The organism is Dethiosulfatarculus sandiegensis (assembly GCF_000931935.2).
Classification (GTDB): Bacteria; Desulfobacterota; Desulfarculia; order Desulfarculales; family Desulfarculaceae; genus Dethiosulfatarculus; species Dethiosulfatarculus sandiegensis.
The window spans coordinates 11,584-23,020 of sequence record NZ_AZAC01000019.1; the positions used below are offsets into that span (position 1 = coordinate 11,584).

The 11,437-nt window shown below is 52.2% G+C and carries 9 protein-coding genes; 4 read left to right on the top strand and 5 right to left on the bottom strand.

What is annotated here, in order from left to right:
* Nucleotides 1–82: 82 nt before the first annotated feature.
* From X474_RS14170 to X474_RS14185, 4 genes are all read right to left on the bottom strand, one after another.
* On the bottom strand, nt 83–1,621 hold the full coding sequence (locus tag X474_RS14170) for an ABC transporter substrate-binding protein (protein ID WP_052515223.1): 1,539 nt from the start codon (nt 1,619–1,621) through the stop codon (nt 83–85).
* Nucleotides 1,622–1,641: 20 nt separating this feature from the next.
* A complete protein-coding gene (locus X474_RS14175; RefSeq protein WP_044349830.1) occupies nt 1,642–2,727 on the bottom strand; it encodes a C45 family autoproteolytic acyltransferase/hydrolase in 1,086 nt (361 codons plus the stop codon).
* Between the two features lie 21 nt (nt 2,728–2,748).
* Complete coding sequence (locus X474_RS14180; RefSeq protein WP_044349831.1) at nt 2,749–3,936, bottom strand: M20 metallopeptidase family protein; 1,188 nt, start codon at nt 3,934–3,936, stop codon at nt 2,749–2,751.
* A gap of 330 nt (nt 3,937–4,266) precedes the next feature.
* Complete coding sequence (locus X474_RS14185; protein WP_044349832.1) at nt 4,267–5,061, bottom strand: IclR family transcriptional regulator; 795 nt, start codon at nt 5,059–5,061, stop codon at nt 4,267–4,269.
* A gap of 1,219 nt (nt 5,062–6,280) precedes the next feature.
* Here X474_RS14185 and X474_RS14190 point away from each other — a divergent pair.
* The 4 genes from X474_RS14190 to X474_RS14205 all read left to right on the top strand — a co-directional run bounded on the left by X474_RS14190 (nt 6,281) and on the right by X474_RS14205 (nt 10,176).
* Entirely contained in the window at nt 6,281–7,075 is a 795-nt protein-coding gene (locus X474_RS14190) for an ABC transporter permease (RefSeq protein WP_044349833.1), read from the top strand.
* A gap of 59 nt (nt 7,076–7,134) precedes the next feature.
* Nucleotides 7,135–8,181, top strand: a complete 1,047-nt coding sequence (locus X474_RS14195) for an ABC transporter ATP-binding protein (protein ID WP_044349834.1) — start codon at nt 7,135–7,137, stop codon at nt 8,179–8,181.
* A gap of 84 nt (nt 8,182–8,265) precedes the next feature.
* On the top strand, nt 8,266–9,330 hold the full coding sequence (locus X474_RS14200; RefSeq protein ID WP_044349836.1) for an extracellular solute-binding protein: 1,065 nt from the start codon (nt 8,266–8,268) through the stop codon (nt 9,328–9,330).
* Between the two features lie 15 nt (nt 9,331–9,345).
* Entirely contained in the window at nt 9,346–10,176 is an 831-nt protein-coding gene (locus tag X474_RS14205) for an ABC transporter permease (RefSeq protein WP_044349838.1), read from the top strand.
* 178 nt (nt 10,177–10,354) lie between these two features.
* Here the strand turns inward: X474_RS14205 and X474_RS14210 are convergent, their stop codons facing one another.
* Entirely contained in the window at nt 10,355–11,431 is a 1,077-nt protein-coding gene (locus X474_RS14210) for an AI-2E family transporter (protein WP_044349840.1), read from the bottom strand.
* Nucleotides 11,432–11,437 lie beyond the last annotated feature (6 nt).

Below are 11,437 nucleotides of genomic sequence, written 5' to 3' on the forward strand. Positions count from 1 at the left end.
TGGGTATAGGCCGCAAAAAGAGGGACTCATTGTCAGCATTAAGCGCCTTAAAGTCAAAATCCCCTGCTAAAAGAGAGGCTGACTACTTTTCCAAAGAGGCTCCATAAAGGAGAATCATCTCATCCAGCCTGGGGGACCAGTTCTTCAACTTCTTGTTGTAGGCATAGGTGTCGAACTGCTGATACAGGAAGATGGCCGGGGCCTCCTCCTTCAGCATAGCCTGGACTTCTTCCCAAGCCTTTTCGGCCTTGGCGTCATCCAGGGTTGAACCCGCCTTCATGCGAAGATCGTCAAACTTTTTGTTGTAGAAGGTGCTGTAACGCTGTTTGGTGCCAAAGGCGATCCTGGTGATCAGGTCCGCGTCATTGTAGTGTCCACCGATACCTAAAAGGTAAAAGGGATTGTTTTTCTTGGTAAGCAGCTGAGTTCTGGCCACGGAGTTTTCCAGTTCGGCCACCTGGACGTTCACGCCCACCTTTTGCAGCTGACCGGCGATGGCATGGGCCACCTCGGTGTTGTTGATATAGGCACCCGGGGCCACGGAAAGCTTCAGCACCTGGTCGCCTTTGTAGCCAATCTCTTTCAAAAGGGCCTTGGCCTTTTCCGGGTTGTGCTTGTAGGGAGTCACATTGGGGCTGTAGCCAAAGAAGGCCGGGGCAATCAGGGTGGCCAGCCTGGTGGCGTTGCCGTGGAAGATGTGCTTGACAATCGCGGGCACGTCCACGGCATAGTTCATCGCCTGGCGGAACTTCTTGTTGCTGGTGGGGTACTTGGGATGAATGGTATCCATACCGATAAAAATCACGCGGGTGGTGGGAGCGGTGACCACCTTGATATCCGGATTGGCCTTCAACCGTTCGATCTGGCTGGTGGGCACTGCGGAGATAACATCCACCTCACCGGCTTCCAGAGCCGCCACCCTGGAAGAGTCTTCGGGGATAACCCGGTAGACCACCCTCTTGATGGCCGGAGCGCCCTCAAAATAACCGTCATAGGCATCCAGGATGATCTTGTTGCCCTTGAGCCACTTGATCAGCTTGTAGGGACCGGTTCCCACAGGGTGCTTGGTAAAGTAGGCATGACCCTTTTCAGTGATGTACTTAGGCGGCAGCATGGTGAAGTTGAAGCAGCGCAGGGGGAGGCCCGCAAAGGGATACTTGGTGATCAGACGCACGGTGTGGTCGTCGATGATCTGGATCTCTTTGAGGAAGTCAAAGTCCTTGGCCAGCCTGAACTTGTACTTGGGATCGTTCATCATCTCAAAGGAGAACTTCACGGTCTCAGCGTTGAAAGGCTCGCCGTTATGGAACTTGACGCCCTTTTTCAACTTGAATTCCCAGGTATTGTCGTCCACCTTGGTCATGGACTCGGCCAGGTCACAGACCACCTTGCCCTTGACGTCACGCTTCGTCAATCCATTGAACATGTAGAACTTGATCATGGATGTGGTGGTGCCGAGCGCGTTGTAGGGATCCACCGAAGAGATGCCCCTGCCCTGGGCAAAGACTGCCTTGGTTTGATCTTTGTCCGACGCCATGGCATTTTGCGGTGCGGCCAGCACCAGGCAAAGTGCCAGGATCATCGAAGACAAGGTCAAAAAGTTAAATGCTTTTTTTGCCATGATTACCTTCATCCTTGGGTTTAAGTTAAGCTCGAAAGCGAAGCCGCAAGCATGGACTCACACGGATTGGTCAGGGTGGTCCACACCTGTTCGTCCTCGGGCACTATGATGCTTGAGTAAATGGTTTTTGACGGAGCATCCGCGGTCCCGTGTCTGCAGATGCAATTAACCGGGCCATGCTTATGGTCCTGGGCAAGCAAAAGCATGTCCTGAAAGGCCAGCCTGCCCATACGGGGCCATACATATTCCGCAATACGTTCGTATCTGCGGTAGGTGGAGGGGTATTCCTCCTCGGTCTGGTTCAGATGGGTCAACTCTTCGGCCACATAATGGTTGGACCTGAAAAGCACACCTTCCACACAGTCTTCAACCACCATCCCGTCCCTGGTCAACTCAACGGCAACAGCCTTGTTTTTGTCTGACAGGATAAGGTTCAAGCCGTTCATGCGGGGGACTTCCCGCAAGTAAGACAGCGCCTGATCCACTGTGGAGCACTTTTCCAAAACCAGGTGAGAATTCAAAAGCACATGGCAGGATCTGCTCTGGTCAAGCGTAATGGGAATCCTGCGCGACCAGACCCCTGTGGTGGCAAGGGCAAGCCCCTCGCTGTTCAGGCCGTTGCCCGGATAGGTGACAATCCCGGCGCCGTTAAGCTCTATGACCGATCTGTTGTCCCCATATTCCCTGGTTAAGATCACATGCTCCAGGTTGAATCCCATGTCCCGGTTCTTCAGCAGATAACTTCTACCGTCGGCCGTGGCCCTGGGTCCGAAATAAACCATGGTGCATTCCTGGGGCAGCCAATTGAATACAAAGAAAAGCGGGATATTTATAAAAAGGATCTCCGCGAAATCAATCTCAGCCCCTGCGGCCAGGCCCTTGAGTTCCTCGACCAGTTCAGGCTCGGTCCTGGTCAGAAATTCAAAATTGGCCTTTAAGCGGCACCAGAATTCACTTCTGTCAAAAGAGCTTTTCTCCAGCACCTCTTCCATTAATTTGATGTTTTGACGGATCAAGGGCCGGGCCAGGCGGCCGTGGGCCGCCCCCTGCTCAAAGGGAGAACCTTTGACAGTTATTTTTCGCGGTGTTTCAACTGGCTTAATCATCTAAGCACCCGGTGTTTCGCTCTATTTATTGTGGTCTAGGACAAACTGGGTAAACATCGCCGTGCCACTGGGCAGGACGTCTTCATCAAAAACGAATTCACTGCTGTGGAAAACCGGCCTGGGTTTACTCGGGTCATAGATGCCGATCCTGGCAAACACACCGGTGGGCACCTTCTCCAGGTAGCAGCCAAAGTCCTCGGAACCCATGGCCCGAGAGGCGATCTGCTCCACGTTTTCTTCTCCCAGGGCGTTTTTGGCAGACTGGGCCACCAGGTCCACCACCTCGGGGTCATTGGCCAGGGGGGGAACACCGTAGTCATAATCCAGCTCGGCCTCGCAGTTGTAACAGGCAGCCGCGCTTTTGATCACCTTGGCCATGCGGGCTTCCATGAGGCCCCGCACATCCTTGTCCTGGCAGCGCACTGTGCCCGAGATCTCGACCTCTTTGGGAATCACGTTCTTGGCTGAGCCGCCGTTTATGGTGCAGACGCTCAAAACCACATTATCCAGGGCGTCCACCTGCCTGGTGACTATGCTCTGCAAAGCCATTACAGCATTGGAAGCGGCCAGCACAGAGTCGCAACCCAAGCGGTGAGGATAGGCGCCATGACCGCCCTGACCTACTATTCTGGCGGTAAAGGCATCGGCGCTGGCCATATAGGGGCCTTTCCACAAGGCCAACTTGCCGCACTCGTGATAGGAATTTCCGTGCAGGCCTATGATGTAGTCGGGAACCGGGTCCTCTAAAACACCCTTTTCTATCATATGAGTAGAACCGCCAAAACCTTCTTCGCCCGGCTGGAAAATCAGCTTCACCAGGCCGGAGAAGCGGTCTTTCATGGAGACTAAGAGCTTGGCAGTCCCTAAAAGCATGGCAGTATGGCAATCATGGCCACAGGCGTGCATCACGCCCGGAACCTTGGAAGCATCCGGTTGGCCGGTCTTTTCCTCAATGGGAAGGGCATCCATCTCCGCCCTTAAAGCGATTACCTTGCCTTTTCCTTCCTTCTCTCCTCTTATCAGACCTAACGCACCGATCTCAGTATCAATATCGGCCAGCTCCACCCCCATTTCGCTCAGCTTGGATTTCACAAAAGCGCAGGTTTCAAACTCCTGCATGCTCAGCTCGGGGTTTTGGTGGATATGGCGTTTTACCTCTACGATGTAATCCTTGATAGCCAAGGCTTTTTCAAATATCTCTGAAGCCATTTATCACAAACGCGTCTCTTGTGGTTTTTTGGGTTACCACTGTTTTATAGATGGTCATTAAAATTCGGAAAGCATAGCTCCGAGGCTTAAAATTTCAGCCTGTCAGTTTGGCAAAGTCCTTTCTATCAGGTTTATATTCAAGGGTGCCAGGGGCCTTGAATATCCCCAAACCCGACGATTAAAGGCGCCGCCTGAATGCCCTCCAAGCGCCCTTGCCGGGTTGCGGCTTTTGCCTGTTTTCTCACAGGCTGATTTTATAAAGCCTGCCGCATGTCACCACACGACAGACATTTACAAAGAGCGTTAAATCCCGCTTGCTTTGAATCGTATTTAGAAACCCAGCTTTTTGGCCATGGCCTTCCACTGACTGTTAATCAAATCCACGATCTCTTTTTGCCGCTTCTGACCCAGTCGGCTCCTGATCGCAGCTACCGTCACTGCGGCCAGAAGCTCTCCCTTGGCGTCGCTCAGCGGTACGGAGACTGAAACCGCCCCGGGGTGGATCATACCGTCACAGACCCCATAGCCCCTTTTTCGGGTATCAATCAGAGTCTGGCGAATGTCTTCGGCAGTGGAGTTCATATATTCGGGATATCTGACAACGTTATAGGCCAGAATTTTGTCAATATCGTCCTGGTCGATAGAGGCGATCAGAACCTGGCTGCCCGCACCGATGCCCAGAGGCATGACCGAACCGACATCAGTGAGCGTGGTCCTTATGGGAAAGCTGCCCTGGACCATATCAATACACTGAACGTCATAACCGGAACGGATCATCAAAGTGACCGTGTCCTCGGACACTTTGGCGATCTCCTCCAACAGGGGGCTCAATTTGTAGCGTAAGGTGAATTGCTGGGCGTTTTTACCTAACAGGTAGACTTCAAAACCCAAATTGTAGAGTTTGGTCACCGGATCTAAGGTAACGATCCCTTCCTCAACCAAACTTAAAAGAATTCTGTGGGCAGTGGTGATGTGAAGGCCCACATCCTCGGCCAGGGCGGTGAGGCGCGCGCCGGTTTGATTGCGTTTGGCCAAGGCCCGCAAAAGGGCAATGGTTCGGTGAACGCTCTGCGCACCTTTAACCGGGGTGGAATTTGCCGCCGCTGGTTTTGAAGTCGTTTTCATATCAAAGACTCCCGAAGTATTAAACTTTTTTAATTCTTCCTCCCATGACTGTCAAGAAAAAAATATCATAATGTCCAATTCAATTATCACAATATGGTAAAAAACATCTAAAAAGGCAGGGTTTTTCGTAGGTTAAGAATTATCACAATTTACTAAACAGCAGCTCTAAGTTTTTATCCTTATACAATTTTATTTTTAGTCCTACATATTATTCATATCATTAAATAATATAGCGAACCCTTCCCCGTACACCCAAGGACAGCCAAACGCCTTTAGTGGGCCTTTCTCAAAGCCGCCTCACTTGGAGCACTAAACAACCGCAAACGGATATGAAGAAAGCTAGCGCGGCTTGTGTCTATCTATATTTCATAAATGAACAGAATATGCGTGGTTCTTAGGACACCTGGTGATACTGAGCCCCAAAACACCATAAGCAGTCATACTCAGGCTAAGAACCATAAAAAGGATATTAGCGCCCAACAAACCAATTCACCCGGCCAAGCCTGAATAACAAAAAAATTTTTGGTTTCAACAGTTATGTTGACAAGATTTTTCGTGGATTCACATTATAAAATGCCGAAAATGATAAAATGTATCTATGGCAGACTTATGGAATCAAAACGAGTTGAAAGAAATTTATATGATCAAGGACCGGCAAAAGGCAAGTTTCCACTGATCTGTTCAATGCAGTTTCTTTAAGACCAAAACGGCCATTGAAGATTTACAAATCACCCTTACTACTTTCCGGGAAATGAGCCTCGTCCAAAAACAATCAGGCCGGCGATTTTTTTTAAACATCATCTACTAAATGAAAATCCGAGAGAAACTGTCCCAAGCCGATAGGCCGGATCCGTCTCCCTGCCCTGACCACCCCTCTACCAGCTTTATCAGGCCGGATTCACTTTTCCTATATCGGCAATTATGATTTATCCGTATAATATAATAGCAATTCAGATATTTTTCTCACCATCCTTAACAAACACTTAACTTCGTTGCAACATATAAGCAATCGCATTGTTTTAGAATATGTTTAGTTTTAGTTAAAATTATTACAATATAGCTACAGAACAAACATTTTTTAGGTTTAGCACTTGCGAGTTATATTCAATTCCATTATGGTCAGGATTTTGGTTGAGCTAAAAAGAAAAACATATTTCCCAATGGAAATAACTAGTCTGCATCCTTTTTTCATAGTTATTAGTAAAGATAGTTGTAACACATGCGGTTTTTGACATCACTTTACCTGTTATATCTACTCACTCCCATTATCCTGCTTTTTGTGGGAAGTTTTGGTGAAACCTGGGTGAATGAACTCCTGCCCACCGGAATCACACTGCGCTGGTACCTGGATTTGTGGGACGACCCCAGTTTCTCGCGGGCCTTTTGGGTAAGCCTCAAGGTATGCTTTGCCACCTGCTCCTTGGTCACGGTCCTGGCCCTGCCCATGGCCTACGCCCTTTACATGGGCAGAAGCGCCTATCTTAAGACCATAACCCGGGTTATCTCCCTTTTGCCCATTGCAGCTCCGCCTTTGGTGCTGGGTTTTGGTTTCATTCTCTTATTCTCCACAGACACCCTCCCCTGGCTCGGCAGCACCTGGCTGTTGATCGCCGGTCATGTGGTTCTCACCCTGCCCTATATGCTGCAAACCCTGGTGAGTGACTTCAGGCACCTGGGCATCGGCCAGTTGGAAAGCGCCTCCGAATCCCTGGGTGCCACCTGGTGGCAGGGCTTTTACCAGATTGTAGTGCCTTGTCTGCGGCACTCTTTGGCCACCGGCCTGATCATGGTGGCCGCCCTTTCCATAGGTGAATTCCAGCTCAGCAACCTGATAGCCGGATTCCTGAACCGTAACTACCCGGTGGTTCTTTTGCAGGCCTTTTATGGAGCCACCGGCTTTGCCTGCGCCGCCACAGTAGCGCTTTTATTACTGGCAACCTTGGCAGCCTGCGCAGGTTCCGTTACCAGCGCCATGGCCCACGCCCAATTGGGGGGCCAAAGCAAGGGGCGCTGAGAACAGGCCCAAAAAAAATATAAAATATTTTAAACCTTTATTTTTATTGCGAATATAAAATGACCCAACCCACTGTTCAATTAAAAGACTTAAACTTCACCTATCCGGGCACCACCACCGGCATTTTTGACATCAACCTGGAGCTGGCCCAAGGTGAACTCCTGGCGGTTATAGGGGCCAGCGGCTCCGGTAAAACCACCCTTTTAAAGGCAGTGGCGGGATTCGTCACTCCCCAGACCGGCAAGGTCATGATAAACGGCCAGGACCTCACAACAGCCAGGCCCAGGCTGCGCAACCTGGGAGTGGTTTTCCAGTCCTATGCCCTTTTCCCCAACCTTTCTGTCTGGCAGAACATTGCCTACCCCTTGAAGGTGAGGGGCGTAACTGCCGCCCAGCGCAAGGAAAAGGCCATCCAGATGGTGGAGAGGGTGGGGCTGAAGGGCTTTACCGAGCGTAGAATTCACACCCTTTCCGGCGGCCAGCAGCAAAGGGTGGCCTTGGGAAGGGCCCTTGTCTTCGAACCCCAGGCGCTTTTGCTTGACGAGCCCCTTTCCGCTCTGGATGCCGGTCTGCGGGTGGAGATGAGAGACGAAATCCGCTCCATCCAAAAGCAACAGGGCATAGCTGCGTTGCATATCACCCATGACCAGGAAGAAGCCCTTTCCATGGCGGACCGGGTGGCGATAATGGAGAAAGGCCGTCTGGTGCAGATAGCCCCTCCCAAAGAGGTCTACGACCATCCCGCCACTAAAAGCATCGCCGCCTTTGTGGGCCAGGCCAACCTGATCGACGGGGTTATCAAGAACGAAAACCTGGTCGAGACTCCCATCGGGACCTTAAAGACCGTTGCTCAAAAAAGACCGCCCCAAAGCAAGGTGTGTGTTTTGATAAGGCCAGAAAACGTAATTCCCCTGCCTGAAATACCCACAGAAAAAGGCCGGGAAAATATTTTTGCCTGCTCTGTCACCAATGACCGTTTTCTCGGTTCCATCCGCCGTTTCGACGCGGAGGTTAAAGGCCAGGTCATCACAGGTGAAACCGCCCGCCGCACCGGTATGAAGGCGATCAAAATTCCCGAAGAAGGCGTCCAGCTTCTGGACAACTGAGACCCTTTACATTGTCAATCAATCCGGGCCAGTTGGGGCCTGGTTTTTAAACAGACAAAGAAAAGATGACATCGGAGGTAAGCTATGCGCAAGTTAACCGCAGCCTTGGCCGCAGCACTGATGCTGGCCGCCACAGGCGCCATGGCCTTTGAAGGCCCGGAGCTTTATAAGGGAGAAAAAGCCCTTTATGAAAAAGCCAAAGAAGAGGGAATGGTCGTCTCCTTTGACACCGGCCCCACCTGGGCCAACTGGGCGGGTCAGTTCAAGGCATTTAAGAAACGCTATCCCGGCGTGGAGCTGGTCTATAACGACCTGGGCAGCGCCGCCACAGTAGTGGCCCTGGACAAGGCCAAGAACCGTCCCCAGGCAGACACGGCCTATTACTTTGCCGCTTCTGCCGTGGACGCCAAGAAAAAAGACCTGGTGGCTCCTTTTAAACCGGTGAATTTTGAAAAGCTTCCCGATGTGTTCCGTGATCCCGAAGGCCGTTGGTTCACCATTCACAAACTGACCATCGCCTTTTTGGTGAATAAAAAACTGGTGAAAAACGCCCCCGCCTCCTGGGAAGACCTGCTGAAGCCGGAATACAAAAAAAGCGTGGTCTATCTAGACCCCCGAACCACCGGCCAGGGCCAAGTCCTCACCTTTGCCGCCAACTTTGCCGCCGGCGGCAACATGGACGACGTTACTCCGGGCCTCAACTATTTGGGAAAACTTCACAAAGCAGGTAACGTGCTGAGGGTCGAAGGAACCACTCCCTACGCCAAATTCGTCAAGGGCGAGATCCCCATTTGGATCGGCTATGAGAACGACGGCCTCAAGGCCAGGCTCAAAGACGGCATGAAAGACTGCGAAGTCATCATTCCCAAAGAGGCCAGCGCCGCCGCCCCCTATGCCATCAGCCGGGTTAAAAAAGGCCCCAACCCCAACGCGGCCGCCCTGTGGCTCAACTTCATCATGACAGATAAGGGCCAGGCCATCTTTGCCAACGGCTTTGTGCGCCCCTCGGTCCCCGGTGTGCAGCTGCCCGAATCCGTGGCCAAGCACCTGCCCGCCGCTCCCCAGGTCAAGCCCCTGGATATCATCAAGGCTGCCGCCCGCAAGGCAGACATTGACAAGGGCTGGGCCAAGACGGTCCTGGGCAAGTAGAAAGGTCCTTTGAGCATGAGGCGCCGGTGGTTACTATTTTTACTGGCAGGCCCCGGCGCCCTCTTTTTGCTTCTGTTCTTTTTGACCCCCCTTTTCGGAGTGGTCACAGAGGCCTTTGGCAATGGGGGCGTCGCCTTTTGGGGGCTATTTGAAGGCAATCTTTTCTGGTCCGGGCTGAAAGGCAGTATTGTCTTGGCCACGGTCACCGCCGGTGTCTCGCTTATGGTGGGATTTGGGGTGGCCTATCATCTGGCCCGCCTTTCCCAGAAAGTGCGCTCTTTTCTTTTGGCCCTGCTTTCCCTGCCCCTGACCTTCTCCGGGCTGATTGTGGCCTATGGTTTTATCCTTTCCTTTGGCAGGGCCGGGTTCATAACCCTTTTGCTGGCCAAGGTGGGGGTGGACCCCACAGAATTCGCCGGATTCATCTACAGTCCCTATGGCCTGGGCTTTGCCTATGCCTATTACCTGATCCCCAGGGTGGTTCTGATCATCCTGCCGGTTCTTATTAACTTCGATTCTTCCCAGCTTCTGGCCGCCCAATCCCTGGGCGCCAGCCGATTCAGGTCTGTGGCCGAGATTCTTCTGCCCCAGATAATGCCCTCTTTATTTACGGCCTATTGTCTGGTGGCTGCCGTGGCCCTGGGGGCCTATGGCACAGCCCTGGCCCTGGTCGGCACTCAAGTGAACATTCTGCCTTTGCAGCTCTTCAGCAAAATATCCGAGACAGGCAGCGATTTCCCGGCTGCCGCAGCCCTTTCAGTGGTGCTTTTGGCCCTCTGCTCCTTTATCATGGCGGCGGGCGAAGGATTTGCCTCATTTAAGGAGCGTGGGCATCAGGAAGCTTAAATTCAAAAGACCGGCCTTTCGGGGCCGGTCTTAGCTTACTGCCAAAGCCCTCCTGGACTTTGGCAGAGGCCACTTGGCAAAAACTTGGATGTTGCCAAGTGGATCGAATTACTCGTCTTTAGAAAGCCTCGCAACTCGGCGGGCCGTCATCAGCGCTGCTGACAAATCCTTCCCAAAATCAATTATCGCCCCCATCTTTTTCCTTTTCCACGGCCTCTTGCCTCACCTGGCGTACGGGTTCCATGAGAATCGCGGCCCAGCGGGTTTCCTCGTGACTTTCTAAAATAATCTTGGCGATCATGGTTAAGGGCACGGAAAGCAGCATGCCCACCGGCCCCAAAACCCATCCCCAGAAAACCAGGGAAATGAAAACAATCAAGGTGGAGAGTCCCAGACTGCGCCCCATAAGCCTTGGCTCCAGCACACTGCCCACCACCAGATTAACCACCAGAAAACCAATGCTGCTGAAGATAAGGCCGGAAAGGCCCAACTGAAGAAGCGCCAGCATAACAGCCGGCACCGCCGCTATGATAGAGCCGATATTCGGTACGTAGTTCAGGGCAAAGGCCAGTACACCCCAGAGGATAGCGTAGTCCACCCCCACAATCGCAAGCCAAATTGCAACGCAAACCCCGGTAAGCAGGCTTAAAAGGGTCTTCATGGCCAAATAATTGTTCAAGGATTCCATGAGTTCCGTGGCTGCTTCCTGGGGCCTTTGGTTGGAAGCAAAGGCGACCTTTATCTTCTGGGGAAGATCCACGGATTCCAAAAGCATAAAGACCGTGGTCATGGCGATAAAGGCCGAATCGGTAAGGGTGTTGCCCAGTCCAGTGAGCAAACTGGAAAAAAGCCCCACCGCCTTACCGGGATCAAAGTAGTCCTTTACCAAGTCTGGAGAAAGATCCATCCCCAGGGAATTGAGCCAGGCCAAAACACTGCCCAGCAGGTTCTGTAGGTTCGTGGTGTATTGGGGCAAGGCCGCGGAAAAATCCCGGATGGAAACCCCCACCATATTCACCAAAAGCACCGCCGAGACGATAACCGTGAATATGGTCAGCAAACTGGCCAGCCAGGCGGGCGCCCCTTTTCTGCGAAGCCAGCGCAGGGGCACAGTGGCGGCCACAGCCACAAAGGCGGAGAGCAAAATGGGGACCAAAAGCGAAGCCGCGGCCTTGATGCCAGCGATCACAATAACCAGGGCAGCTGCGTTGACCAGATAGCCGATACCTTTAAGAGGCTTTTCCGTAACTGACATATCGGT

Bases quoted from the DNA above. Each gene is read 5' to 3' on its own strand.
- X474_RS14170 (WP_052515223.1), bottom strand. From the start codon at position 1,621: ATGGCAAAAAAAGCATTTAACTTTTTGACCTTGTCTTCGATGATCCTG.
- X474_RS14175 (WP_044349830.1), bottom strand. From the start codon at position 2,727: ATGATTAAGCCAGTTGAAACACCGCGAAAAATAACTGTCAAAGGTTCT.
- X474_RS14180 (WP_044349831.1), bottom strand. From the start codon at position 3,936: ATGGCTTCAGAGATATTTGAAAAAGCCTTGGCTATCAAGGATTACATC.
- X474_RS14185 (WP_044349832.1), bottom strand. From the start codon at position 5,061: ATGAAAACGACTTCAAAACCAGCGGCGGCAAATTCCACCCCGGTTAAA.
- X474_RS14190 (WP_044349833.1), top strand. From the start codon at position 6,281: ATGCGGTTTTTGACATCACTTTACCTGTTATATCTACTCACTCCCATT.
- X474_RS14195 (WP_044349834.1), top strand. From the start codon at position 7,135: ATGACCCAACCCACTGTTCAATTAAAAGACTTAAACTTCACCTATCCG.
- X474_RS14200 (WP_044349836.1), top strand. From the start codon at position 8,266: ATGCGCAAGTTAACCGCAGCCTTGGCCGCAGCACTGATGCTGGCCGCC.
- X474_RS14205 (WP_044349838.1), top strand. From the start codon at position 9,346: ATGAGGCGCCGGTGGTTACTATTTTTACTGGCAGGCCCCGGCGCCCTC.
- X474_RS14210 (WP_044349840.1), bottom strand. From the start codon at position 11,431: ATGTCAGTTACGGAAAAGCCTCTTAAAGGTATCGGCTATCTGGTCAAC.